21 protein-coding genes are annotated in these 26346 nt (G+C 73.1%); 10 read left to right on the forward strand and 11 right to left on the reverse strand.

What is annotated here, in order from left to right; translation table 11 throughout:
* Positions 1-25 precede the first annotated feature (25 nt).
* On the forward strand, positions 26-790 hold the full coding sequence (locus ABZ815_RS40255; RefSeq protein ID WP_357706571.1) for an SDR family oxidoreductase: 765 nt from the start codon (positions 26-28) through the stop codon (positions 788-790).
* Positions 791-849: 59 nt separating this feature from the next.
* A complete protein-coding gene (locus ABZ815_RS40260; protein ID WP_357706573.1) occupies positions 850-1476 on the forward strand; it encodes a DUF4142 domain-containing protein in 627 nt (208 codons plus the stop codon).
* A 169-nt stretch (positions 1477-1645) separates the two neighbouring features.
* Here ABZ815_RS40260 and ABZ815_RS40265 read toward each other — a convergent pair whose 3' ends face one another.
* From ABZ815_RS40265 to ABZ815_RS40305, 9 genes are all read right to left on the reverse strand, one after another.
* Positions 1646-4732, reverse strand: coding sequence for a chondroitinase family polysaccharide lyase (locus tag ABZ815_RS40265; RefSeq protein WP_357706575.1), 3087 nt, complete (start codon positions 4730-4732; stop codon positions 1646-1648).
* A gap of 71 nt (positions 4733-4803) precedes the next feature.
* Positions 4804-6216: an aldehyde dehydrogenase family protein gene (locus ABZ815_RS40270; RefSeq protein WP_357706578.1), complete on the reverse strand. Its 1413-nt coding sequence runs from the start codon at positions 6214-6216 to the stop codon at positions 4804-4806.
* A complete protein-coding gene (locus ABZ815_RS40275) occupies positions 6213-7358 on the reverse strand; it encodes a P1 family peptidase (RefSeq protein ID WP_357706581.1) in 1146 nt (381 codons plus the stop codon). The genes ABZ815_RS40270 and ABZ815_RS40275 overlap by 4 nt, the downstream gene beginning before the upstream one ends.
* The gene (locus ABZ815_RS40280) at positions 7358-8539 is read right to left on the reverse strand and encodes a M20 family metallopeptidase (protein ID WP_357706583.1); all 1182 of its coding nucleotides are present in this window, start codon (positions 8537-8539) and stop codon (positions 7358-7360) included. The genes ABZ815_RS40275 and ABZ815_RS40280 overlap by 1 nt, the downstream gene beginning before the upstream one ends.
* On the reverse strand, positions 8536-9408 hold the full coding sequence (locus ABZ815_RS40285) for an ATP-binding cassette domain-containing protein (protein ID WP_357706585.1): 873 nt from the start codon (positions 9406-9408) through the stop codon (positions 8536-8538). Before ABZ815_RS40285 ends, ABZ815_RS40280 begins: the two co-directional genes overlap by 4 nt.
* Positions 9377-10291: an ABC transporter ATP-binding protein gene (locus ABZ815_RS40290; RefSeq protein WP_357706587.1), complete on the reverse strand. Its 915-nt coding sequence runs from the start codon at positions 10289-10291 to the stop codon at positions 9377-9379. The genes ABZ815_RS40285 and ABZ815_RS40290 overlap by 32 nt, the downstream gene beginning before the upstream one ends.
* Entirely contained in the window at positions 10278-11111 is an 834-nt protein-coding gene (locus ABZ815_RS40295; RefSeq protein ID WP_357706590.1) for an ABC transporter permease, read from the reverse strand. Before ABZ815_RS40295 ends, ABZ815_RS40290 begins: the two co-directional genes overlap by 14 nt.
* Positions 11108-12046: an ABC transporter permease gene (locus ABZ815_RS40300; protein ID WP_357706592.1), complete on the reverse strand. Its 939-nt coding sequence runs from the start codon at positions 12044-12046 to the stop codon at positions 11108-11110. The genes ABZ815_RS40295 and ABZ815_RS40300 overlap by 4 nt, the downstream gene beginning before the upstream one ends.
* A complete protein-coding gene (locus tag ABZ815_RS40305; RefSeq protein ID WP_357706594.1) occupies positions 12043-13542 on the reverse strand; it encodes an ABC transporter substrate-binding protein in 1500 nt (499 codons plus the stop codon). Before ABZ815_RS40305 ends, ABZ815_RS40300 begins: the two co-directional genes overlap by 4 nt.
* A gap of 88 nt (positions 13543-13630) precedes the next feature.
* Here ABZ815_RS40305 and ABZ815_RS40310 point away from each other — a divergent pair, with 88 nt between their 5' ends.
* From ABZ815_RS40310 to ABZ815_RS40340, 7 genes are all read left to right on the forward strand, one after another.
* Positions 13631-14380 (forward strand): FadR/GntR family transcriptional regulator, encoded by a 750-nt coding sequence (locus ABZ815_RS40310; protein WP_357706596.1) that lies wholly within the window; start codon positions 13631-13633, stop codon positions 14378-14380.
* Positions 14381-14409: 29 nt separating this feature from the next.
* A complete protein-coding gene (locus ABZ815_RS40315; RefSeq protein WP_357706599.1) occupies positions 14410-15372 on the forward strand; it encodes an adenylate/guanylate cyclase domain-containing protein in 963 nt (320 codons plus the stop codon).
* A 27-nt stretch (positions 15373-15399) separates the two neighbouring features.
* Positions 15400-15876: a SigE family RNA polymerase sigma factor gene (locus ABZ815_RS40320; protein ID WP_357706602.1), complete on the forward strand. Its 477-nt coding sequence runs from the start codon at positions 15400-15402 to the stop codon at positions 15874-15876.
* On the forward strand, positions 15873-16895 hold the full coding sequence (locus tag ABZ815_RS40325; RefSeq protein ID WP_357706605.1) for a hypothetical protein: 1023 nt from the start codon (positions 15873-15875) through the stop codon (positions 16893-16895). The genes ABZ815_RS40320 and ABZ815_RS40325 overlap by 4 nt, the downstream gene beginning before the upstream one ends.
* Positions 16896-16905: 10 nt before the next feature.
* Positions 16906-17664, forward strand: coding sequence for an aminotransferase class IV (locus ABZ815_RS40330; RefSeq protein ID WP_357706607.1), 759 nt, complete (start codon positions 16906-16908; stop codon positions 17662-17664).
* 1058 nt (positions 17665-18722) lie between these two features.
* Positions 18723-20882: a hypothetical protein gene (locus ABZ815_RS40335; RefSeq protein ID WP_357706608.1), complete on the forward strand. Its 2160-nt coding sequence runs from the start codon at positions 18723-18725 to the stop codon at positions 20880-20882.
* An 88-nt stretch (positions 20883-20970) separates the two neighbouring features.
* Positions 20971-22482 (forward strand): acyl-CoA synthetase, encoded by a 1512-nt coding sequence (locus tag ABZ815_RS40340; RefSeq protein ID WP_357706610.1) that lies wholly within the window; start codon positions 20971-20973, stop codon positions 22480-22482.
* 21 nt (positions 22483-22503) lie between these two features.
* On the opposite strand, the gene ABZ815_RS40345 is transcribed toward ABZ815_RS40340, so the two are convergent.
* Positions 22504-24165, reverse strand: coding sequence for a benzoate-CoA ligase family protein (locus ABZ815_RS40345; RefSeq protein ID WP_357706612.1), 1662 nt, complete (start codon positions 24163-24165; stop codon positions 22504-22506).
* A gap of 42 nt (positions 24166-24207) precedes the next feature.
* Positions 24208-25146 carry a LysR substrate-binding domain-containing protein gene (locus ABZ815_RS40350; protein WP_357706613.1) on the reverse strand — a complete coding sequence of 313 codons (939 nt, stop codon included), beginning with the start codon at positions 25144-25146 and terminating at the stop codon, positions 24208-24210.
* A 64-nt stretch (positions 25147-25210) separates the two neighbouring features.
* Between ABZ815_RS40350 and ABZ815_RS40355 the strand changes: the two genes are divergently transcribed.
* Positions 25211-26346: MFS transporter (locus ABZ815_RS40355; RefSeq protein WP_357706615.1), on the forward strand; the 1136-nt coding region annotated here is incomplete at its 3' end.

Consider the following 26346-nt stretch of genomic DNA (forward strand, 5'->3'; position numbering starts at 1 on the left):
TGACCAGTCGCTAGTGTTCTCCAGCATGACGGGATATGACGCGCTGTTCCGCCTCGACGGGCGGCGGGCCGTGGTGATCGGGGCCGGGAGCGGGATCGGCAGGGAGGCGGCGTCCGCCCTGGCCGCGCATGGGGCCTCCGTGGTGTGCGCGGACCGGGACCTGGCCGCCGCCCAGGAGACCGCCGCCGGGTGCGACGGCCGGGCGCGCCTGCTCGACGTGCTGGACGCCGACGCCGTACGGGCGGCCGCCGCCGAGGAGCCGGCCGACGTGCTGGTGTTCACCGCGGCGACGAACGTGCGCAAGCGGCTGCTCGACTACACCGGCGAGGAGTTCGACCGGGTGGTGGGGCTGAACCTGCGGGCCTCGTTCGACGTGGTGCGGGCGTTCGGCGCCGGGATGGTGGAGCGGGGGCGCGGGTCGATCATCGGGTTCGCCTCGATCCGGGCGTCGGTGACCGAGCCGGGGCAGGGCGTCTACTCCGCCACGAAGGCGGGGCTGGTGCAGTTGCTGCGGACGGCGGCGGCCGAGTTCGGCCCCCACGGCGTGCGCGTCAACGCCATCGCGCCCGGCGTCGTGGAGACCCCGCTGACCAGGCAGATCAAGGACAACCCCGACTGGTACGCCGCGTACGCCGCCAAGAGCGCCCTCGGCCGGTGGGCCACCGCGCCCGAGATGGCGGGCGCGGTGGTCTACCTGGCGAGCGACGCGGCGAGCTTCGTGACGGGCTCGGTGTTGTACGTGGACGGCGGCTGGACCGCCGTGGACGGCCGTTTCGATCCTCCGAATTGAGGTGAATACTCCCGACCGAAGGGGGCAGCAGGCACGGGTCCCATTGAAGGGAGGGACTCATGAGAACAGCACGGAGCCACTTAGCACCCGCGGGAATCGCGGCCGTGCTGGCGTTGACCGTGTCCGCCACCACCCCCACCGCGGCCCAGGCCGCGACCGGGCCCACGGCGGCCCAGGCCGCCGGCGCCGTCCGGCCGGTGGCCGCGCCAGGCGCCGCGACCGCCCTGTCCGTCCAGGCGTTCCACGCCTCGGCCCAGGACCGGGCGTACCTGCGGCAGGCGCACCGCGGCAATCTCGCCGAGATCGCGGCCGGCCAGGCCGCGCTCCGCAGGTCGCACGACAAGGACGTGCGCGAGATCGCCTGGCGGCTGATCCGTGACCACCGCAAGCTCGACGCCCGGCTGCGCGAGGTCGCCCGGCGGCTGCGCGTCGGCCTGCCGGACGCGCCGAGCGCCGCCCAGCGCGACAGCCTGGACGCGGTGCTCGCCCGCCGTTCCGGTCACCGGTTCGACCGGGCGTGGCTGCGTCTCCAGACCGAGGCGCACGAGCAGACGCTCACGCTGATCAGGCGCGAGCTGCGGCATGGTCACTCCGGCTGGGTGCGGGACCTGGCGCGCGACGGCGCCCCCGTGGTCCGGCACCACCTGGACGAGGTCCGTACGGAACTCGACCACCACACCCGCTGACCGGCGCGCGACGTCACGTCCGATGAGCGGCGTGCGACGTCAGGTCCGTCGAGCGGCGTGACTCATCGCGTCCGTTGGGCGGCGTGAAGCGGCCCGTGGTCGGGACGTGTGGCGTCCCGGCCACGGGTGGTGAGCGCCCGGGCGGGGGCGGCCCCCGCCTCCGTCCGGGTCAGGTCGCGGGTTCCAGCCGCACCTGCACCGGCTGCCCGTGCACGGTCTCGAACTCCAGGACCGTGCGCGGCCCGGTGATCCTGGCCCGGCACGGCAGGCCGGCATCGACCCGCCATCGCCCGTCCAGGGTCACCCGCATCCGGTGCGGGTGGCTGGGGCTCGCCAGCCAGGGCCGCGACCACGGGCTGTAGTGCCCGACGTAGCGGCCCTTCTCGTACTGGTCGTGGTCGATCCCGCCGTAGAGGCGCAGGTCCGGATCGCATACCGCGAGGACCAGCGTCTCGCCCTCCGTCCGGACGAGCAGCATCGAAGGCGTGTCGACCTCGCGTACCAGACCTTCCAGGCTGGTGCGCTCGAACACCGCGTACCCGGTGATGCCGGTCTCACGGTCGCGGACGACGTGGGCGGCCGTGTCGGCGCGCAGCACCTGGTACGGGGCCCGCGCGGCGTCCCCCATCGCGGCGGTGAAACCGGCCATCCGCTCGGCCGTGGCGTTCACGACCATCGCGTACTCGTACGTCCCGTTCCGAGGGGCGGTCCCGTGCCTGATCCAGGCCGTGGCGAAGTCTCCGCCGGTGGGCTCTTCCGTGGCGTTGTTGCGGGAGGTCTGGGCCGAGCGGGTCAGGGCCACCTTCTGCCCGGCGGCCAGGTAATAGCCGATGCCCTTGTCGTCCAGCAGCCAGCGCGGCCCGCCGTCGAGCGCCTGGTGGGGGAAGGCGGTGACCGGCGTGCCGTCCACCACGGTGGGCGCGGTCCTGTTCGGGAGCCGGGTCTGGAAGAGCGTGGTCTCGGTCTCGTCCGCGGTGTCGTCGTTGGTGATGCCGGTGCCCAGGGCCACGACGCGGTCGTCGAACAGGAACACCGACTTGCGGGCCCGGTGGGTGCCGTCGTACTTGGGGTGTCCGTGCAGGTCCATGGCGAACAGGGCGTTGCGTCCGTCGATGGTGCAGGCTCCGGCGAAACGGGAGTCGGTGAGGAGCATCTCCTCGATCGCCCCGGTCAGGTCGCCCCTGAGCTGGTCGAGCGGTTTGTGGATGACTGTGGTGCCGGGGCGGCGGTTCCAGTCCCAGCCGGGCTGGGCGTAGCCGCTGTCCTGGTTGGTGACGGGGTTGCCGCGGTGCAGGACCTGGATCTGGCCGTAGGTGTTGTAGCGGCCGTACCAGTTGGCGCCGACGTAGATCTCGGTGCTCCACAGGTAGCGGTTGTGGCCGCGTACCGTGATCTGCCATTCGTCGCGGCGGTGAACGGCGAGCGCGGCGTAGTTGAGCGCCCAGGCGCCGGTCGGAGCCGGTTCCGGGACGATGCCGCGCGCGGCGAGCCGGGCCGCGAGCTCCTTCTGCCGCTCGGTCGGGCTGCCGGGCAGCAGGCGCAGGAAGGCGGCGGCGATCTCATCGTCGATCGGGGCAAGCCACTCGAACGGGACGATCGACAGCGCGGTCGTGCCGCCGGGGTTGCGGCCGCTGATCGAGATCGGCCACTGGTTCTTGTTGGCGTAGACGCGCTGTGCGAGCAGCGCCTTGCGCAGCCACCCGTACGCCTCCTCCGAGATCGCGAACGAGCCGCCGTGCAGCACGTAGACCAGCGGCGCGAGCCCGGCGAAGCCGTCGCGGACGTAGTCGGGGAAGAAGCCGACGTGGTGGAAGGCGGTGCCGTCCACCTTGATGCCGTCCTGGATGCCGTCGGTGGGCAGGAGGGTGGCGTTCAGCCAGTCGCGCAGCGCCCGCAGGTACGCCACCTGCCCGGTCTCGTCGTCGCGCAGCAGCACGGCCGCCAGCATGCCGCGGACCGTGGTGTTGTACAGGTCCATCATGCTGCCCCGGGCCATCCGGAAGCCGAAACCGCGGAAGATCCGGCCGAGTCCGCTCAGCCATTCCAGGTCCGCTCGTACCCGCTGCAACTCCCCCGCCGCGCGCAGGGCGTCCCGCATGAGGTAGACGGAGTCGTAGAAGCCGCGGACGTCGTAGCCGAGGTGGTGGATGGTGCCCTGGCAACTTCCCTTCGTCCAGCCCTGTTCCCGCAGGTGGGCGACCAGGCGCAGGTAGAGCGCGGCCAGCGCCGGACGGTCGGCGGGGGCGGCCTGGTGGGCCTGGGCGATCGTCTTCATCAGGTCGGTGCAGGCGCGCAGCGTGACCGGGTTCACGAACGCCTTGAGCTCGGCGGCGATCCCGGCCGGGTAGATCTGCGACTGGTAGGCGTGCGTGGGACGGCCCTCCAGGGCGGCCACCTGGGCCGTCAGCCCCGGTAGGTCCGGCTTGACCTGGGCGATCAGGTACTCGTCGTGGTAGCGGGTGTGCAGGGCGCGCAGCGAGGCCAGCTCGCCGGCGGACGGGGGCGAGGTGTCGGGCCTGACGGTCTCCAGGAGCCGGTCGAAGCGGTGGAGCGCCTGCCAGTGCTGGTTGTCGTACTCGTCGCCCTCGGGGGCGATGTCCGGGAGCTGGTGGTCGCGGCAGGGGGCGTCGGGGCGCAGCGGCACGTTGAGCATGAGCTGGTCGAGGTGCAGGGCCCCGGCCCTGCGGGGCGCGACGATCCGCAGGGTGTCCATGTCGGGGTGCGGCCTGCCGTGCATGTCGTAGGCGTACCGCACCCACGCCGTACGCCACCCGCTGAACCCGAGCCGGAACTCGAACCACAGGTCGGTGCGCTCACCCCGGCCGAACTCGAACCTGAGCACGTCGTCCACCGGCTCGGCGTTGTGCACCCACACGCAGAACGCGTCCACCAGCCCCTGCCACGCCTGGTCGTCGCCGAGCCGGTAGGGGTCGGGCGCCCACCGCAGCGGCGCGCGCACGGTGATCACGTCGCGGCTCGCGTGCTCCCATCGCAGCGACCTCGTTCCGCACACGGCGACCCGGTCGCTGATCGACAACGTGGAGCCGGTCCCGGCGGCGAAGTGCGGCGGGACGGCGCTCTCCAGCAGGAACACCGGCGGGTCCATCGCCATGGCCCGCTGCTCCAGCGCCTCGCCGGTCATCCCCTCGCCGACCGGCCCGCCCGCCGCCGACGCGGCCGCCACCGGGCCGCCGGCCGTCAGGAAAGCGTTTGCCGCGCCTGCCTTGAACACCGCTCTGCGCGTGATCTCCACCATGCGCGCCATACAACGCGACCGATGCCAGAACGTAAAGACATTCCGTCAAACCGTTACTCGCGTCCCGGCCGTCAGGGGCGGATGATCGCCATTCTGGTCACCGTCAGTTCCTCGATGGCGAACCTCGGGCCCTCGCGGCCGGTGCCCGAGTCCTTGACGCCGCCGTACGGCATGTTGTCGGCCCGGAAGCCGGGCACCTCGTTCACCACCACGCCGCCGGCCTCGATGCGGTCTATGGCGGTGAAGGCGGTGGCCAGCGTGCGGGTGAAGACGGAGGCGTGCAGGCCGTAGCGGGAGCGGTTGACGGCCTCGAAGGCGGCGTCGAGGCCGGGCACCGCGCGTACGCACACCACCGGGCCGAAGATCTCCTCGTCCCAGGCCGCGGCGCCGTCGGGCACGCCGGAGAGCACCGTCGGCGTGATCGCCCGGCCCTCCCGCACCCCGCCGGCGACCACCTCGGCGCCCGAGGCGGTGATCCACTCCAGGACGCGGTCCGTGGCGGCGGCGTCGATCAGCGGGGCCACGCGGGTCTCGGGCAGGCGCGGGTCGCCGACGGTGACGTTCTTGACGCGGGCGGCCAGCAGCGCCAGGAACTCCGCCCGTACGGGCTCCTCCACCAGCACCCGCTGCACCGCGATGCACGCCTGGCCGGAGGCGTAGTAGCCGCCGCGCACGACGGCGTCGGCGGCGGCCTCCAGGTCGGCGTCGGCGGCGACCACGAGGGCGGCGTTGGAGCCGAGTTCGAGCAGCACCTTGGTGGGGGCGGCGGCACGGGCGATGGCGTGCCCGGCGGCGGCCGAGCCGGTGAAGGAGACCGCGCCGATCCGCCGGTCCTCGACCAGCGTGCGGCCGACCTCGACGTCCCCGGTGACGAGCTGCACCCCGGCGGGCGGCAGGCCGCCCTCGCGGAGCAGGTGCACCAGCCGGAGCGTGGCCAGGGGCGTCGCCGGGGCGGGCTTGACGATCACCGGGCAGCCCGCCGCGACCGCCGGGGCGATCTTGTGGGCGGCCAGGAGGAGCGGGTAGTTGAAGCCGGTGATCCCGACGACGACGCCGATCGGCCGCCGCGTCCAGAACCCGACCAGCCCCTCCCCCGACGGCAGCAGGTCCAGCGGGACGGTCTCGCCGTGCAGCCGGGCGACCTCCTCGGCGGCCGTGGCGAGGGTGATGAGCGTCCTGGCCACCTCGACCCGGCAGTCGACCAGCGGCTTGCCGGTCTCCAGGACGAGCAGCCGCTCGAACTCCTCACGGCGGGCGGCGAGCGCGTCGTGCGCCGTCATGAGTGCGGCGCGGCGGGCGTGCGAGGGCAGCGCGGCCATGGCGGGCCCGACGGCCAGCGCCGCCTCCAGGGCGCGGACGGCGTGGGCGGGGGTGCCCAGCGGGGCGCGGGCCACCACGGAGCCGTCGTAGGGGAAGACCACGTCGGTGGCGTCTTCGGTGGTGACCCATCCGTCGCCGATGGGCAGGCCGTCCGGCCAGGTCATCTGTCTCCCCCCAGAGCGCTCGGGAACACGTCGAGGTACGCCGGTGCGCCCTCGCGGCCGGTGGCGGCGAGCATGGCGTGGGCCACCGCCCGGCTGAAGACGTCGGCCGCGGCGGCCAGGACGTCCTGGAGGCCGTCCGGGCCGGGGGCCGGGCGGGCGCAGGTGGCCAGGCCGAAGACGGTGTCGCCGTCGACCATGGTGTGGGCCGGCCGGATGGCTCTGGCCAGGCCGTCGTGGGCCACCCCGGCCAGCTTGCCGCACTGGGCCTTGGTGAGGGTGAGGTCGGTGGCCACCACGCCGATGGTGGTGTTGAACGAGGTCACCTTGTCCGGACGCCACGCCCCGGCCTCGGCGGGGTCCGGCGCGCTGAGGTGGCCGAACTCGCCGGGCAGTCCGTAGCGGACGCCGGCCAGGGTGGCGCCCGCGGGGTCGAGGACGGATCCGGCGGCGTTGACGACGGCCAGGGCGGCCACGGTGACGCCGTCGGGCAGGACGGCGCTGGCGGTCCCGGCCCCACCGGCCAGGCCGCCCGCCATCGCCCCGGCGCCGGCCCCGATGGAGCCGCCGGCCGTGGGGGGCGCGGTCGCGTACGGAGCGGCGCCGCCGTCGCCCGTCCCCCGGGAGAAGGAGGCGGACGCGGTGCGCGGGGACGGATCGTCCGCGGCGGGCCGGGGCAGGGGGAAGACCGGAGGGGCGAGGCGGGCGGCGTCGTAGGCGGCGGCGCCGAGGGCCGCGTCGGGGGTGGCGCGGAAGTCGCCGCCGCGCCCGAGGTCGTAGATGACGGCCGCCGGGACGATGGGCACCACCCCGCCCGCCACCGGGAACCCGATGCCCGCGTCGGCCAGCCGTTCCATCACCCCGCACGCCGCGCTCAGCCCGTACGCGCTGCCGCCCGACAGCACGACGGCGTGCACGCGCTCGACCAGGTTGCGCGGGTCGAGCAGCTCGGTCTCGCGGGTGCCGGGAGCGGCGCCGCGCACGTCGACGCCGGCCACCACGCCGTCCGGAGGGGCCAGCACCACGGTCGTGCCCGTCCGGTAGCCGCCGCCCACCCGATGCGCGTGCCCGACGCGCAGCCCGGCCACGTCCACCAGGGAGTTCGTCGCCCCGGGACGCATCCCGGGTGCGGGCTCGGCGAGCATCAGAAGTCCCGGTGCAGGAAGCGCCGCGCCGCCTCGGCGAACACCCGGGTGCACCGGACGATCTCGGCGACCTCGACGTACTCGTCCGCCTGGTGGGCGATCCACTTGCCGCCGGGGCCGTACACGACCGAGGGGATGCCGCCCCAGTGGGTGAGCACGGTCCCGTCCGTCGAGCCGGGCACGCCGCCGTAGACCGGCTCCTCCCCCGTCACCGCGCGGTGGGCCGCCGCCAGCGCGGCCACCACCGGGTCGGTCACCGGCACGTCCACCGGCGGCCGGTCCACCAGGACCGACACCGACGCCTCGATCCCGTCGGAGGCGGCGGCGAGGGCGGCCACCCGGTCGGCCACGACCTTGTGCTCCAGCCCGGGGACCGTCCGCACGTCGACGAAGACGGACGCGGTGGCGGGGATGACGTTGACCTGCTCCTCGCTGCCCGCCCGGACCACGGTCGGGGTCACGTACACCTCGCCGAGGTGCTCGTGGGCCGGATGCCGTTCCTGGAGCTCCCGCTGGAGGGAGCTCAGGGCGACCAGCAGCGTGCCGGCCGCCTGGACCGGGTTGCGGCCGTGCTGCGGCATCGCGCCGTGGGCCATCTTGCCGGTGAGGTCGACCCGCAGCCGCAGCGCGCCCTTGGCCACCGCGCAGATCTCCCCGGCCTCGGGCTCGGCGACGATCGCGCCGTCCACGCCGGCGGCCAGCCCGGAGGCGACGAAGTGGTGGGCGCCGATCATCAGGCCCTCCTCGTCGGCCAGCGCGCACACCTTGATCCGCCCGGGGAACGGGCCGGCGAGCTGGAGGGCGCGGGTGGCGTAGAGGGTGGCGGCCAGGCCGGACTTCATGTCGGCGCTGCCCCGGCCCCACAGCCGCCCGTCGCGGATCTCGCCGCCGAACGGGTCGACGGTCCAGGTGGACAGGTCGCCCTCGGTGACGACGTCGGTGTGGCCCTCGAACATCAGCGTCGGCCCGTCGCCGCCGCCGCCCTCGACCACCGCGACGACGTTGGGGCGTCCGGGGGCGGCCTCGCTCACGACGGGGTCCCAGCCCCACTCGCGCATCCTGGCCTCGACCAGCGCGGCGGCGGGCCGCTCGGTGCGCCCGCGCGCGGGGTCGTTGGTGCTGGGGATGCGCACCAGGGCCTGCGTGAACTCCACGACTCCCCGCTCGTCGACGTCGATCACAACAATCCCTCCAGGGTCGGTACGGCCTGCAGCAGGTCACGCGTGTAGGGGTGGCGCGGCGCGGCCCAGACGTCGTCCACCGGGCCGGTCTCGACGATCTCGCCGCCGCTCATGACGGCCACGGTCTCGCACACGTGCCGCACCACCGACAGGTCGTGCGAGACGAACACGAGCGTCAGGCCCAGCTCGTCCACCAGGTCGGCGAGCAGGTTGAGGATCTGGCCGCGGACGGACACGTCCAGGGCGCTGACGGGCTCGTCGGCGACCAGCACCTTCGGCCGGGGCGCGAGCGCGCGGGCGATGGCGATGCGCTGCCGCTGCCCGCCGGAGAACTGGTGGGGGTAGCGGTCGGCGGCCGAGGCGGGCAGGCCGACCTCCTCCAGCAGCTCGGGCACCCGCGTGCCGACCGGCAGGCCGAGCGCGACCAGCGGCTCGGCCACCAGGTCGCGCACGCGCATGCGCGGGTCTAGTGAGCTCATCGGGTCCTGGAAGACGATCTGGAGGTTCTCCCGCAGGAAGCGCTGCCGCCGCTCCGGCAGGCCGGTGATCTCCCGTCCGTCGAAGGCGACGGACCCGGAGGTGGGCCGGTCGAGGCCGCACAGCAGGCGCAGCAGCGTGGACTTGCCGGAGCCGGACTCGCCGACGATGCCGAACCGCTCGCCGCGGCGGACCGTCAGCGACACCTCGCGCAGCGCGTGGACGGGCGCGCCCGGCCTGGTGAGCGAGGTGCGCGGGCGGTGGTAGACGCGGGTGAGCCGGCGGGCCTCGATCAGCGGCCCGTCCGGCGGCTCGATCGGCGGCCCAGTCGGCGGCTCAGTCGGCGGCCCAGTCGGCGGCTCAGTCGGCGGGGTGCCAGCATGCGTGGGCATGGCCGTCTCCTGTCAGCGCCGGCGGGGTCTCGCACCGCGGGGTGGCGTGCGGGCAGCGGTTGCGGAACACGCAACCCTCGGGGAAGGCGCCCGCGGGCGGCACGCTGCCCTTGATGGTGGGGAGCCTGGTGCCGCGCGGGGTGAGCCGGGAGGCGGCCAGCAGGCCCTCGGTGTAGCGGTGGCGGGGGCGGGTGAAGACCTCGCGGATGGGCCCGGTCTCGACGACGCGGCCGCCGTACAGGACGATCACCCGCTCGCAGACGGAGGCCACGACCGCCAGATCGTGCGTGATGAACAGCAGCGCGGGGGCGACCTCGGCGATCAGCTCCAGCATCTGCCTCTGCACGGTGACGTCGAGCGCGGTGGTGGGCTCGTCGCAGATGAGCAGCCCCGGCTCGTTGGCCAGGGCGATGGCGAGCATGACGCGCTGCCGCTGGCCGCCGGAGAGCTGGTGGGGGTAGGCGCGGGCGATCTGTCCAGGTTCGGGGAGCCGGACGCGTTCCAGGAGGACGAGCGCGCGCCGCCCGGCCTCGGCGCGGGGGACGCCGTGCAGGGTCATGACCTCGGCGACCTGGGCGCCGACGCGCATGAGCGGGTTGAGCGCGGTCATCGGCTCCTGGAAGACCATCGACAGCTCGCGTCCGCGCAGGTCCTTCAGCCGCTTCTCGGGTACGCCGACCAGGTCTCGCCCGCCGAGCCTGGCCACGCCGGAGGCGGTGACGCCCTCGGGCAGCAGGCCCATGAGCGACAGCGCGGTCAGCGACTTGCCGGACCCGGACTCGCCGATCAGCCCGACCCGCTCGCCCGGCCCGATCGCGAACGACACGTCGTGCACGAGCCCCACCCCGCCGGCCCGTACGGACAGCCCTTCAACGCTCAGCACGGATCCTCCTGAGCTTGGGGTCGAGGTGGTCGCGCAGGCCGTCGCCGAGCAGGTTGAACCCGAGGACGGCGAGCGCGATCGCCAGGCCCGGCCAGAGCGCCAGGCGCGGGGTGGAGAAGAGCAGCTCCTGGGACTCCTGCAACATCCGCCCCCACGACGGGGTCGGCGGCCGGGTGCCGAACCCGAGGAACGACAGCGCCGCCTCGGCCAGGATCGCGATCGCGAACGACACCGAGGCCTGCACGATCAGCACGGACGCGATGTTCGGCAGCACGTGCCGTACGGCGATCGCGCCCCGGCGGCGGCCGGCGGCGCGCGCGGCCAGGATGTAGTCGGTCACCATGACCTGGAGCGTCGCGGCGCGGGCCACCCGCGCGAACGCGGGCACGGTGGCCACCCCGATCGCGATCATGGCGGTGAGCGTGCCGGCCCCGTAGACCGCGCCCAGCATGACGGCCAGCAGCAGCGCCGGGAAGGCGAACACGAGGTCGTTGACCCGCATGATCAGCTCCGACAGCCAGCCGCGCGGCGTCATCCCGGCGACCACGCCGAGCGGCACGCCGAGCACGGCGGCGATGCCGACGGCCACCACGCCGACGTAGAGGGTGGTGCGCGCGCCGACCATGAGCTGGCTGAGGGTGTCGCGGCCGAACTTGTCGGCGCCCAGCAGGTAGCCGCCGCCCGGGTCGCGCAGCTTGCGGGCGGCGTCGACGAGGGTGGGGTCGTGCGGCGTCCAGACGAACGAGGCCAGCGCGGCCACCGTCACCAGCCCGACCAGCACGCCGCCGGTCAGCAGCGCGGCGTTCACCCGGCCCGTCATCGCAGCCTCGGGTCGAGCAGGCGGTAGGCGACGTCCACCACGAAGTTGATCAGCAGGACCGCGGCCACCAGCACCATCACCACACCCTGGACGAGCAGCAGGTCGCGCCCGGCGACGCCGTTGAGCAGCAGGTCGCCGAGCCCGGGCAGGACGAAGACGCGCTCGACCACGACCGCCCCGATCAACAGGGTGGCCAATTGCAGGCCGAGCACGGTGACCACGGGGATCGAGGCGTTGCGCAGGCCGTGCCGCCACAGGGCGCCGGTGCTGCCGCGGCCCTTGGCGCGGGCGGTGCGCAGGTAGTCCTCGCGCATGACGTCGAGCACGGCGCTGCGCACGTAACGGGTGAGCACGGCCCCCTGGACGAGCCCGAGCGACAACCACGGCAGCAGCAGCGAGCGCAGCCACTCCTGGGGGCTGTCGGCGATCGGGACGTAACCGCCGGAGGGCAGCGCCTGCGCCTTCACCGCGAACACGAACACCAGCAGGATGCCCGCGAGGAAGGCGGGGACGGCGATGCCGAGCTGGCTGACCGCGCTGACGGCCGCGCCGAGCGGGTTGCGGTGGTGCACGGCGGCGAACGTGCCGAGCGGCACCGCGACGGCCAGCGCCAGCACCATGCCGCCGAGCACCAGCACGGCCGTCACGCCGAGCCGTTCGCCGATCTGCGGGCCGATCGGCGCGCTGGTGACGTAGGAGACGCCGAAGTCGCCGTGGGCCAGGCCGCCGATCCAGTCGAGGAACTGTGCGGCGGGCGGGCGGTCGGTGCCGAACTGCCGGCGCAGCGCGGCGACCGCGTCGGGGGTGGCGTTGACGCCGAGCGCGATCTCGGCCGGGTCGCCGGGCAGCAGCGCCATGAACGCGAACACCGCGACGGCGGCGACGGCGGCGCTCACGATCAGCACCGCCAGCCGTTTGAGCAGGTAGAGCGTCACTGCTTGGCGAGCCCGGTGAAGTCGAAGGACTCCGCGATGGCGTTCTTCGGCAGCCCGGTGACGCCCTTCTTCGCCACGATCAGGTTGGGGAACAGGAACAGCCAGTCGGCGGCGGCGTCGTCCGAGAGCAGCTTGGCGGCCTTCTTGAGGTCGTCGGTCTGCTGCTGTTCGGTGCCGGCGTCGGCGGAGGCGAGGAGTTTGCCGAACTCGGGATTGTCATAGTGGAAGTAATACGATTTATCGGCAAAAATCCCCATGTCGCGGGGCTCGACGTGGTTGATGATGGAAAGGTCGTAGTCGCCCTGCTTGAACACCACGTCCAGCCAGCGGGCCGGGAACTCCAGCGGCTCGATGTCGGCCGTGATGCCCACCTGGGCGAGCTGCGACTTCACGACCTGCGCGCTCGCCACCGCGTACGGCAGGTTGGGGATGCGCATCTTGACCGTCAGCGTCTTGCCGCCCAGCAGTTCCTTGGCCTTGGCCGGGTCGTAGGGGTAGTCGCCGGTGCGGTCCTCGTACCAGGGGTCGGTGGGCGGCACCATCGAGCCGATGAGCTGGCCGCGGCCGGCCCACGCGGTGTCCAGCAGCGCCTTGTGGTCGATCGCGTACCGGACCGCCTGGCGGGCCTTGACGTCGTCGAACGGCGGCCGGGCGTTGTTCATCGACAGCACGACCTCGCCGTTGGTGGTGCCCTCGACCGTCTGGAAGCGGTTCGGGTCGGCGAACTGCTGCAGCGACTCGGGCGCCTGCACGGCGGAGATGACGTCGATGCCGCCGGTCAGCAGCGCGTTGTTCATCGCCGTGGCGTCCTTGAAGTACTTGAGCGTGATCGCCGACAGGGCCGGCTTGGCGCCCCAGTAGGAGGGGTTGGCGGCGAGCTGGATCGACTCGCCGCGCTTCCACGCCCCCAGCGTGTACGGCCCGGTGCCGACGGGCTTGTTGGCCAGGTCGGCCACGCCGGTGCGGCTGAACATGGCGCCGAGGCGGGTGGCCAGGGCGTAGAGGAAGCCGTTGCTCGGCCGCTTGAGCGTGACGACGGCGGTGGAGTCGTCGGTCTTTTCCACCTTGTCGATGACGTCGAGCTGGGACTTGATCTTGAGCTTCCAGTCGGTGCCGACCCGGCCGAGCGAGAACACCACGTCGTCGGCCGTGAACGGCGCGCCGCCGCTGAACGTGACGCCCTTGCGCAGGGTGAAGGTGTAGGTCTTCCGGTCGTCGGAGACCGTCCACCTCTCGGCCAGCAGCGGCTTGATCGAACCGTCCTGGTCGAGCTTGACCAGGCCCTCGTAGACGTTGACCAGCAACGCCTGCGGGATGGCCGCGCCCTCGGTGGCGGTGAAGTCGAGGTTGGCCGGCTCGGCCACGAACCCGACGGACAGGGACTGCGCCTTGGGGGCGCCTCCGGTGCCGGAACCTCCCGAGCCGGAACCGCCGCCACAGGCGGCTGTGACCAGCAGGAGACCGCCCACGGCGATCCAGATTCCGATTCGCCTCATGTCTTACAGCCTCCTGGCTAGTGCACTGGTCTGACCAGTAGGCTACGCACATTGCCAGTCCGCGACGGCCCGGGTCAAGGGGGCTCCCATGGGTGCACGGTTCGAGCCGGTGCGCACCGTACGCGCCTACGAACGGGTCGTGGAACAGGTCGAGGAGGCCATCGAGAGCGGGGCCCTGGGCCCCGGTGCGCGGCTGCCCAGCGAGCGCGAGCTGATGGTGCAGTTCTCGGTGGGGCGCTCCACGATCCGGGAGGCGCTGCGCGTGCTCCAGGCGCGCGGCCTGGTGCGTTCCCGGCCGGGCGATCCCAACGGCGCTGAGGTGCTGCCGTTCTCCCCCGCCGCCTTACACAAGTCGATGACCACCCTGGCACGGGTGGCCGAGCTGTCGCTGGCCGAGCTGGTGCAGTTCAGGATGGTGCTCGACGCCTCGGCCGTGCTGCTGGCCGCGCGGCTGCGCACCGAGGAGCAGCTCGCGCAGATGGAGACGGCCATCGCCGGCATGCGCGCCGCCGTGTCCTCCGACCACGACGCCTTCAGCGCCGCCGACGTGGCCTTCCACGACGTGATCGTGGCGGCCAGCGGCAACACGCTGATCCAGGTCTGCACCGACGTCGTGCGCTCGGTCGTGCTGGGGCTGATCTCCGGGAAGATCGCCGACGCGCCCGACCGCGGGTCGCTGATGCGGCGGAGCATCCGGCATCACGAGGAGGTGCTGGCCGCCGTACGGGCCGGCGACGGGGCCTCGGCCGCGCGCCTGCTCCGCCGGTCCATGTACGACTACTACGCCGTCCACCTGCCCGAGGCCGAGCGGCCCGCCCTGCGCGCCCTCCTGGAGTGACGCCCGCCACAGGGTGTTATGTTGCACGCGTGTCACGCGAGGACGCGGACGGGGTGGCGGAGGCGTTCCTGCGCGCACCGCGCCGCTACACCAGCCACCAGGTGGCCCACATGGCCGGGGTCCCGGTCTACCGCGCGCGCCGGCTGTGGCGGGCGCTCGGGTTCGCCAACGTGGCCGACGACGCGGTCGAGTTCACCGACTCCGACGTCGAGGCGCTGCGCACCATGCTCGCGATGGTCAGCTCCGGCGCCTACGACGAGGAGCACATGCTGCTGATGGCCCGCTCGATCGGCCGGGCCACGGCCCGGCTCGCCGAGTCGCAGGCCGAGCTGGGCGCCGAGGCGCTCGACCAGGCGGGTGTACCGCTGGCCGAGCGTCCGCGGGCCTGGCGGCGGCGGGCCGAGCGGGTGGTGCCCGACCTGGCGCGGCTGCTGGTCTACGCCTGGCAGCGCCAGCTCGCCGCCGCCGCCGGACGCCTGGCCGACCAGGACATGAGCGCCGTGCGCATGGCGGTGGGGTTCGCCGACCTGGTGGCCTTCACCCGGCTCAGCAGGCAGATCACGGCGACCGAGCTGGCCAGGCTGGTCGACAGGTTCGAGGGCCGCTCGGCCGACGTCGTGACGTCCTCGGGCGGGCGGGTGGTCAAGACGCTCGGCGACTCGGTGCTGTTCGTGGCCGACAAGGCGCACGTGGCGGCCGAGATCGCGCTGCGCCTGGTGGAGACCCATCGCGGCAGGGACATGCCCGAGCTGCGGGTGGGTCTGGCCGCCGGCCCGGTGATCTGGCGCATGGGCGACGTGTTCGGCACCACCGTCAACCTTGCCAGCCGGCTCACCGCGTTGTCCCTGCCGGGAACGATCCTGGCCGACCCCGAGATGGCCGAGGAGCTGGAGGGCGACCGGGCCTTCCGGCTGCGCGCGGTCGACCGGCTGTCGGTGCGCGGGCTGGGCGAGCTGGCGCCGTTCACGATCATGCGCGCCGGGGCAACCTGACGTCGCCGACGATGCGTCAGTACCGGTGTGCCTGACAGAAAGCTCTTCCACGACTTCGTGGCCTCCCGGTCCGAGCGGTTGCTGCGGACCGCGTACCTGCTGACCCATGACTGGGGGACGGCCGAGGACCTGCTGCAGGAGTCCCTGGCCAAGGCGTGGTTCGCCTGGCCGCGCATCGACGAGCCCGAGGCGTACGTGCGGCGCGTGCTCGTGACGACGTACACGTCGTGGTGGCGGCGGCGCTGGCGGACGGAGCTGCCGAGCGACGCCCTGCCCGAGAAGGGCGCCAAGGCCGACCGGCACGGGCCCGACGAGCTGTGGGAGGCGGTGGGCAGGCTGCCCGCCAGGCAGCGCGCGGTGATCGTGCTGCGTTTCTACGAGGACCTGACGGTGCAGGAGGTGGCGCGGATCCTCGGGTGCCAGGACGGGACGGTCAAGAGCCAGACCGCCAAGGCGCTGGCCAAGCTGCGCGTGGACGAGTCGATCGTGAGGGAGTACCGATGAGCGTGCAGGACCTGCGTGACGTGCTGCGGGAGCGGGCCGAGGGGCCCGCCCCGGCGAACCCGGCCCGCCCTGAGCACATCCGCCGCCGCGTGCGCCGGACCCGGCGGCGCAGGGGCCTGACGGCCGCCGCCGCGGCGGTGGTGGCGGCCGTGACCGTGTTCTCCCTGCTGCCGGGGGACGCCGCCCCCCCGCAGGAGGCGGCGACCCCGGCCGTCAAGGCGGCGCGCGAGCTGCCGGAACGGTTCACCGCCCACGACGGCACCGGCTACCGGCGGCTGGCCACGGCGACGATCAGGACGGAGGGGACGACGAAGGCGTCGGTCACGATCCCGGTCTCGGGCAAGCCGCTGGACGTGGCCGCGCTGTGCGAGGGCGGCCCCAGGGCCAATCCGCCTGCGATCACCGTGACCGGTGGCGATGTCGCGCCCTTCCAGTCCCTCTCCTCGTGCCCGAAGGACATGGAGCTGGTCCCGCTCGTCGTGCCCGGCGGGGCCGGCCGGATCACGGTCACGTTCGACATGGCCACCAAGGGCTGGGGGTGCGTCCGCGAGGGCAAGGACGGGCCGTGCGTGCCCCAGAAACCCGACGAGACGGTCTGGAGCCTGGCCGTCTACGAATGGACCCCGCCCGGCCGGCCGGTCGAGCCCGGGCCGCTGAAGCCGTTCCCCAAGCGGCTGGCGGGCTGGGACCTGGCCGGCGCCACCCGGCAACTGGTGTGGCCTCAGGCCAGGACGTTCACGGTCACGGCCCGGGGCGACGGCGGCCGGATCGGCATCGAGGCGCTCTGCGCCGGTGACCTGGCCCGGCGGATGTGGTTCAGGTACCTGATCGAGGGCGGGGAGGGCGGCGAGGTGACCGCGACCTGCGGCCAGTGGGAGAGCGGCCCGTATCCGATGGCGATGAACGAGTTCTCCGTCCCCGCGGGCAAGCCGGTGAAGGTCACTGTCAGAGCGGGCATCTGGGGCCCGGACAGCAACCGCCCGGTCCGCTGGTCCGTGGCCGTCTACCGCAAGGGGTAACGTCGCTTCCGTGATCGTACGAGCGGTGGTCGAGGGCAGGGCGGTCGACGCCGACGCGCGCTTCGCGCTGGAGGCCCGCTACGGGCACTTCACCGCCATGCAGGTCCGGGGCCGGCGCACTCGCGGCCTGGCCCTGCACCTGGAACGGCTGGCGGCGGCCAACCTGGAGCTGTTCGGCACCCGGCTCGACACCGCGGCGGTGCTCGCCTCGGTGCGGGCGGTGCTCGGCGACGACCTGCGCGACGCGGGTGTACGCGTCTACGTCGTCGAGCACGACGGCCGCCCGCACGTGGTGGCCACCGCGGCCCCGCCCACCGAGGTCGCCACGCGCCCGCGGCGCATCACGGCCGTCACCTTCCAGCGTTACCTGCCGCACATCAAGAAGGCGGCCGGGTTCGCCCAGGCGCACATCCGGCGCGCCGCCGAGCCGCTGGGCTTCGACGAGGCGCTGCTGACCACCGGCGACGGCCTGATCAGCGAGGGCGCGATCACGAACGTCGGCTGCTTCTCCGGCGGCCGCCTGCTGTGGCCGGACGCGCCCATGCTGCACGGCACGGCCATGGGCCTGCTGGAGGGCATGGCCGTGCCCCAGGAGCGCCGCCCGCTGAGGGTCGCCGACCTGCCGGGCTTCGACCTGGTGTTCCTGTGCAACTCCCACGGCGTGGTCCCGGTCGGCGAGGTCGACGGCGTCCCGCTGCGCCAGGACGCCGGGACGCTGGCCCGGCTGCTCGCCTTCTACGACGCCACCCCGTGGGACCCGCTGGACTGATCCCGGGCGTGACCGCCCCGACAATGCCGACGAGGCGAAGCCATGGCGACGCTCCGCAGGCGATGGCGCAAGAATCGCAACGGCCGTTCCCGCTCTTTGCGGCGGGAAACAAAAGGCCCCGGCATCAAACGACGCCGGGGTCTTGATGCGGAAAGCTACGAACGTGACCTACAGGGCATTGCAGTATTGATCATATATGGCGCCCGTATCGCTGCAGGATCCGATGCGCCAGCCCCCCAAGAGGCACTTGCTCGCGTCCGCCGTGCCGCTTGCCGCACAGGGCCCCTCATAGGTGGCACCGCCGGAGATGGAGACCATGCACGTTCTGCTCTGAAGATCGAACACGAAACTGTAGGGGCCGTACGTCTTCCACTCGCCGCTGCTGGTCGCACTTGCCGCCGGAGTCACGGCTGAGAGAGTGGCACCGGGGCTCACCCGCCGGTGCTGGGGTAGTAGTCGTCCTTGGCGGCTGCCGGGCCGGCGGTCAGGGCGAGTCCGGTTGCGGTCAGGAGCCCGATCGCGGCCAGTTTGAGCATCGTCTTGGGCATGCTGTCACCTTTCGTCACTCTTGATGGGTGATCTCCGGTCCGGTGTCCGGGGCGGACACAAGTCCAGTGCACAACGTGGGGTCGCCGCCCGTCCCCCTGTTCCGTCCTGGACAGGAACCGGCAGTTCACAGCCCGCCCAGGTCAGCGGCTGCATCGACATCCGCCGTGTGCGCCGGCGAGTCCTCAGTCTCGACGGACCGCCGATTGTCCGACAGCCCTTTCGCCAGTTCAGACAATCGGTGGCGGGCCTGCCTTCGATCGCGCTCGCGCCGGGTGAGTCGATCGCCGCGTGGTGGGGGCCTCCGGGGCCGAGGAGGTGCTGGTCACGAGGAACGCCTACGACCCGGACCGGCGGCTGGAGTCGCGCCGGCGGCCGGCCGTCCTGATCTGATCACCAAATCCGCCGTGTTTTGTTGGCAAATGCCCCTATTGCGCGCGTCAAACGGGTTCCGGTAATTACCGGATGTCACCCCTGTTCCATCCGGGCAACACCCATACCTAGGGGGTTCAATGGCGCGCACCCGAATCATCGGAATCGCTGCCGCACTTCTCTTACTGCCCACGCTCGCCGCGATACCCGCGTCGGCCGAAACCACGCAGGCGGCCGCCGCGACCGCGTCGCCGCCGAGCGACGTCAAGGAGCTCACCCGCAAGGACTTCACCCTGGACGGCAAGCCCGTCAAGGTCCCCGCGAAGTACGAGGCCCGAGCCACGGCCAAGGCCGCCGCCGAGACGCCGCCGGTCGGCACCGTACGGCAGTGGCTGGCCACGGACGACTACAACGGCCGCCTGTACCGCAAGGACTACACGCTGCGCGGCGTCGGGGACAAGATCGAGGTCTGGGTCGCCAACGACCTGGCCTTCCCGGCCGGTGACTGCCGCATGCAGGTGCCCGGCACCACGGAGATCACCGACGCGCAGGTCACGAACCTGGTGCAGCAGTTCGACACGAACATGTTCCCGAAGGAGACCGCGACCTTCAGCACGCCGCCGGACCGGGACGGCACGAACGCCGTGCTCGGCCCCGACGCCAACGGCAACGGCGGCGTCTACACCGGCGCCGGCGACCGCACGGTGACGCTGATCGACAACGTCCGGGACGACAACTACTACACCTTCCCGGCCGCGACCACGTACATCGCGGGCTTCTTCTCCTCGCAGTACAACGAGCTGCTCGACCGCAACGTGATGACGATCGACGCGTTCGACTGGCTGCACAGGACCGGCGCGAACCCGCCGGACAACCCGACCTCCGACGTGTGCACCTCGCGCTCGGCCCGGCCCTTCCAGTACGAGGGCGTCTTCGCCCACGAGTGGCAGCACCTGCTGCACTACTACACCGACCCGCTTGAGACCACCTGGATGAACGAGGGCCTGTCGGACTTCGCGATCTCGGTGACGGGTTACGGCAACCCCAAGGCGACGGTGTTCGAGAAGGGCTTCGACAACCACATCAACTGCTTCCAGGGCTTCGGCATCGTCCAGACGCCGTACAACCCGAACCCGCGCAACTGCGGCGGCCCGCAGAACTCGCTCAACCTGTGGGGCGACGGCGGCAACCCGGACGCGGTGCTGGCCGACTACGGCAACGCGTACTCGTTCATGTTGTTCCTGTACGACCGGTACGGCGCGGACTTCCTGTCCAAGCTGCACCGTGACGGCGCCCTCCAGGGCCTGGCCAGCGTCAAGGCCGCGCTCGGGACGACGAACCTGTACCAGGTGATCCACGACTACCAGACCATGGTCCTGGTGGACAAGGTCGTCGGGAGCCGCGGCGTGGTGCTGGGCGTGCCGAAGAAGCGGGTGACGACCGCGAGCCTGAACTCGACGGTCAACCTCGCCAACCCGGCCGCGTACAACACCCCGGGGGCGGCCCCGAACGGCGCCGACTACGTGCAGATCCGCAAGCCCGGCGGCGCGGCGCCGACCTCGCTGTCGTTCCAGGGCGCCAAGACGCTGCCGCCGATCCCGCTGGCCTGGACCGTCGTCTCCGACGATCCCGACCGTGCGGGCAACCCGGTGCTGTGGTCGGGCAACTCCAGCAACCTCAACGTCGCCGCGGTCACCAAGGTGACGGTCCCGGCCGCCGACCCGACGCTGCGCTTCCTCGCCAAGTACGGCGCGGAGTCCGGCTTCGACTACGGCTACGTGATCGTCTCCGCGGACGGCGGCAAGACCTACACCGCGATCACCGGTGACAGGACGGTGGCCGGCCCGCTCGGCCCGGCCGTCAACGGCACCACCACCGGGTTCGAGCCGCACTCCTACAGCCTGTCCGCCTACGCGGGCAAGGAGATCCTCGTCGGCTTCCAATACGTCAGCGACGGCGGGGTCAACGAGGGCGGCTGGAAGGTCGACGACGTCACGGTGGGCGGCACGGCGGTGAGCGACGGCGCCAGCCTGGAGCCGTTCGACTCCCCGACCGAGATCTCCCCGACGCCGGTCAGCAACTGGAACGTGCGCCTGGTCGGTCTGGACGAGCGGCACTCGGTGGTGCTGCAGGCCCAGTTCGACGGCAAGGGCTCGATCAGCCTCAACCGGCTGCAGCTCGCGCCGTTCGCGGTCTTCCCGTCGGTGGTCGCGATCGTGGCCTATGACGAGCCGACCGAGCAGGTCCAGCAGTACGCGCCGTACACGCTGAAGGTCAACGGCGTCACCCAGCCCGGGTGATCCCGAGGAGGCGTCCGCCGGGGTCTCGGCGGGCGCCTCCTTCGTCGGGTACGATCGCCGAACATCATTCGGCATGGGGGTACCCTGCATGACCACGCGCCAGCACACGATCGGTGACCTCCTGCGGCGCTCGGCCGCCAGGTTCCCCGGCAAGACCGCCGTGATCTACGGCAACATCCGCCAGAGCTATGCCGACCTCGACCTGGAGGTCAACCGCACGGCCAACGCGCTGGCGGCGCGGGGCGTGGCCAAGGGCGACCGGTTCGCCCTGTTCAGCCATAACAACCACGCGTTCGTGCTGGCCTACTTCGCGCTGGCCCGCCTGGGCGCGATCTCCGTGCCGATCAACTTCATGCTCGGGCCGCGCGAGGTGGCCTACATCCTGGAGCACTCCGGCGCGACCGGGATGCTGGTCGAGGAGGCGCTGCTGCCGGTGGCCGAGGCCGCCGCCGGGCCGGCCGTGCGGGTGCGCGGCGTGATCGGCGCGGCCGAGGGCTGGGAGTCGTTCTCCACCTGGCGCGGCGACGACGCCGAGCCCCAGGTGGAGATCGCCGCCGACGACCCGATCCAGATCATGTACACCAGCGGCACCGAGTCGCGTCCCAAGGGCGCCACCCTGTCCAGTGGGGGCCTGCTGGCCCAGTACGTGAGCTGCGTCGTCGACGGCGAGATGAGCTCCGACGACGTCGAGGTGCACGCGCTGCCCCTCTACCACTGCGCCCAGCTCCACTGCTTCCTGACGCCCGGCATCTACCTGGGCGCCACCAACCTCGTCCTGCCGGGCGCCGACCCGGCCTCGATCCTGGCCACCATCGAGGGCGAGCGGGCGACCAAGCTGTTCTGCCCGCCCACGGTGTGGATCGGCCTGCTGCGCCACCCCGACTTCGACCGCCGTGACCTGTCCTCGCTGCGCAAGGGCTACTACGGCGCCTCGATCATGCCGGTCGAGGTGCTGAAGGAGATCTCGACCCGGCTGCCGGACGTGCGCCTGTTCAACTTCTACGGCCAGACCGAGATGGCCCCGCTGGCCACCATCCTGCGGCCGGAGGAGCAGCTGACCCGGCTGGGCTCGGCCGGGCGGCCCGCGCTCAACGTCGAGACCAGGATCGTCGACGACGAGGACCGGCCGGTGGCGCCGGGCGTGGTCGGCGAGATCGTCCACCGCAGCCCGCACGCCATGCTCGGCTACTGGGACGACCCGGACAAGACCGCCGAGGCCTTCCGCGGCGGCTGGTTCCACAGCGGCGACCTGGGCGTCATGGACGCCGACGGCTACCTGTCGGTGGTCGACAGGAAGAAGGACATGATCAAGTCCGGCGGCGAGAACGTGGCCAGCCGCGAGGTGGAGGAGGTCATCTACCAGCATCCGGCGGTCGCCGAGGCGGCCGTGTTCGGCGTGCCGGACGAGCGGTGGATCGAGGCGGTGACGGCCGCCGTCGTGCTGCGCGAGGGCGCCGGGCTGACCGCCGCCGAGCTGAACGCGTTCCTGCGCGAGCGGCTGGCCTCCTTCAAGACGCCCAAGAACGTGGTGTTCGTGGACGCGCTGCCCAAGAACGCCTCCGGCAAGGTGCTCAAGCGGGAGCTGCGCGACGCCTTCTGACCCCGGGGCCGCCTCCGGGGGTCACTTGCCGAGCAGGTCGGCGGCCAGTTGCCGGAGCACCACGCGCTGGACCGTCCCCGTCGGCGTCTTCGGCAGCTCGTCCAGGACCAGCACCTCGCGCGGGCACTCGGCGTCGGCCAGTGCCTCGCGGCAGAACCCGATCAGCTCATCGGCGTCGATCGGGCGGCCGGGCGCGGGCACCACGCAGGCGACCGGCCGCTCCGGCCCGCCCGCGGCGACGTGGGCGACCACCGCGCACTCGGCGACCGAGGCGTGCTCCAGCAGCCGGGACTCCACCTCCATGGGCGACACCCGGACGCCGCCTACCTTGATCAGGTCGTCGGCGCGGCCCAGGAACCGGTAGGAGCCGTCGGCGTCGCGGGCGCAGGTGTCGCCGGTGCGCAGCCACTCGCCCTGGAACGCCTGGCGGGTGGCGGACGTGCGGCACCAGTAGCCGGCGGCGATCGAGTCGCCGCGCACGTACAGGTGGCCGGGCTCGCCGTCGGGGACGGGCGTGCCGGAGTCGTCCAGGAGGCGCAGCTCGTAGCCGGGCACCGCGGTGCCGGAGCCGGCGGGGCGCGCCTGGCCCGGGCGGCCGGAGAGGAAGATGTGCAGCGCCTCGGCCGAGCCCAGGCCGTCGACGACGTCCACGCCGAAGCGGGCGGTGAGGCGGCGGTGGAGCTCGGGGGCCAGGGTCTCGCCCGCGGAGACGGCCAGGCGGACCGAGGCGAAGGCGTCCTCCGGGGCCTGGGCGGCCAGCAGGGCGGCGTAGAACGACGGCCCGGCGAAGAACAGGGTGGGACGCTCCTCCAGCAGTCGTTCGACGACGCCGCCCGGGGTGGGCCTGGCGGGGTCGAGGATCGTGGTGGCGCCCGCGGCGAGCGGGAAGATCATGGAGTTGCCGAGCCCGTAGGCGAAGGACATCCGGGCCACCGAGAGGCACCGGTCCTCGGGGCGGAGGCCGAGCACCTGCCGCCCGTACGCCTCGTGGACGTCGCGCAACGCGCCGTGGCGGTGCACGACCGCCTTGGGCGCGCCGGTGGTGCCGGAGGTGTGCAGCCACAGCGCGGGCGAGTCCGGGCAGGTGTCGTACGGGCCGGTCACGCCCCGCCCGGCCTCCAGCAGGTCCGACCACGGGCAGACCGGCACCCCGGTCTCGACCGCCGCCGCCTGGCCCGCTCCCGTCACAGCAGGGCCCCGCGGGAGGTTGCCGGGGCCCGGGGGGCTCGCGTCGGTGAGCACGAGCGCCACGACCTCGGGGGCCGACAGCAGCGCCTCCTGGACGGCCGGCTCGAACTCGGGCGCGGAGACCACGACCCGCGCCCGCGAGTCCCGGATCAGGTGGCCCAGCTCGGCCCCGTCGTACAGGGGGGACACCGGGACGGCGACCGCGCCCATCCGCATCACGGCCAGGATGGTGATCAGCGTCTCGGGCCGGTCGGGCAGGACGAGCAGCACGCGCTCCTCCGGCCGTACGCCCATCACCCGCAGCCCGCCGGCCAGCTCGGCGACGTGGGCGGCCAGCTGGGCGTACGTCATGGTGCCCATGGGGCCGGCGACGGCGACGCGGTCACCGTGCCCGGTCTCGACCAGGCGGTCCACGAGAAAGACACTGGCGTTGAACGACTCGGCCGGCATGGTCGTCCCCATCCGCAGGCGGGCGTGCGTAGCTGAATCCTCCATACAGAATGGATGAGCCGTCAACTACTTCCGGCAGGACGGGTGTCAGCGGGGACGCAGCCCCGGCCCGACGTCGGCGGCGCCGGAACGCACGTGGTCCAGGAAGGCGCGCACGGCCGGCGTGAGCCGGGTCCCGGCGGGCCAGCACGCCCCGATCGTCCGGAACACCGGGGGCGACAGCGGGATCTGCACGACGCCCTCCGCGGCCGTCAGGCGGGGCAGCACGGCCACGCCCAGCCCGGCCGCCACCAGGCCGCGCACGGTCTCCGACTCCTGCCCCTCGAAGGCGATCCTGGGCGTGAACCCGGCCGCCGCGCACAGGTCGTCGGTGATCTGGCGGACGCCGTAGCCGTGTTCGAGCGTCACCAGCTCCTCCCCCGCCAGCTCGGCGGGCCGCACCCGGGCGCGTCCGGCGAAGCGGTGACCGGGCGGCACGGACAGCACCAGCTCCTGGTCGGCCAGCGGATGCCCGGCCAGGCCCGGGTCGCCGTCGGGCAGGGGCGCGACGAACACCAGGTCGATCTCGCCCTCGCCCAGCGCGCGCAGCATGTCCTGGCGCGAGCCCTGCGCCAGGCTGAACCGCACGCCCGGATGGTGCTCGCGGAAGCCGCGGATGAGCGAGGGGACGAGCGTGCGGCCCAGCAGGTGCAGGAACCCGAGCACGATCCGGCCGCTGCCGGGGTCGATCTCCTCGCGCACCTCGCGGGCGGCCGACTCCATGGTGGCCAGCGCCCGGCCGGAGGCGGCGGCCAGGACGCGCCCGGCCCTGGTCAGCCGGATGCCCCGCCTGTACGGGACCACGAGGGGCGCCCCGACCAGGTCGGCGAGCGCGGCCAGGCGGCGGCTGGCGGTGGGCTGCGGCATGCCGAGCAGCTCGGCGGCCCGCGTGACGTGCCCGGTCTCCCCGACGGCGGCCAGCAGGGCGAGCGTGGGAGCCAGCCCGGCGGCCAGCCGCTCGTCCACGGACTCGTATTCATCCAGCACAGCATGAATTATTGCCCATTTCCGCATTGGACGTATTTATTAGCCTTGCTTAGCGTTTCCTGGCGTGGCGGTCATCGAAGCTCAAGAGGCTCAACGTGTCGGCACCCGGCGGGCCGGCCCGGCCGTGGCGGCGGCCGGCGTGGCCTCCTTCGCCCTGCTGTACGCCCCGCAGCCCGTCCTGCCGCAGCTCGCGGCCGCCTTCCATCTGGACCCGGGCGGCGCGTCGCTGGCCGTGGGCGTGCCCACGGCGGCGCTGGCGGTGGCCGTGCTGCCGCTGGCCGCGCTGGCGGAGGTCGTCGGGCGGCGGCGGATGATCGTGTGGTCCGTGCTGGCCTCGGCGCTCATCGGGCTGGCGCTGCCGCTGGCGCCGACGTTCCCCGTGCTGGTCGCGATGCGGGCGGCGCAGGGGGTGGCGGTCGCCGGGTTCGCGGGGGTCGGGGCGGCGTACCTGGCCGATCTGGTGGGGGCGACGCGGCTGGCCGGGGCGGTGGGCGTGATGATCGCCGGGAACTCGGTGGGTGGGATGCTGGGCCGGCTGGGCGCCGGGTTCGCCGCCGGGCCGTGGGGGTGGCGGGGGGCGCTGCTGGTGGTGGCGGGGGTGTCGCTGCTCTGCTCGGCGTACGCGGCCCGTACGCTGCCCGCTCCCCCGCCCGCCGTGCCGCCCGCCGTACGCCCTTCTGGCCGCGTGCGGATCGGGACCGGGCTGCTGGCGCCGTACGCGGTGGGCGCGCTGGGCGTCGGCGCGTTCGTCGCCCTCTACAACGCCGCCGGCTTCCGCCTGTCCGCGCCGCCGCTGTCGCTCTCCCCCGCCGTCGCCTCCCTGGTGTTCCTCTCCTACGCCCTCGGCACCGCCTCCTCGGCCGCCGCCGGCCGCCTGGCCGACCGCCTGGGACGCCGTACGGCCCTGGCCGCCGCCCTCGCCGTGACGGCCGCGGGCGCGGCGCTGACCGCGCTGGACCCCCTGGCCGCGGTCGTGGCCGGGTTCGCCGTGCTGACCGCCGGGTTCTTCGCCGCGCACGCCGTGGCCAACGCCTGGGTCGCCGCGCAGGCCCCGCCCGCCGCCCGAGGACGCGCCGCCGGGCTCTACACCCTGTGCTACTACCTCGGCAGCGGCGCCGGCGGCACGGCCGGCAGCGCCGTGTACGGCCACGCCGGATGGACCTGGCTCATCGCCCTGACCTCGGGCTGGCTGCTGCTGGC

It is taken from the genome of Nonomuraea sp. NPDC047529 (assembly GCF_040642995.1).
Classification (GTDB): Bacteria; Actinomycetota; Actinomycetes; order Streptosporangiales; family Streptosporangiaceae; genus Nonomuraea.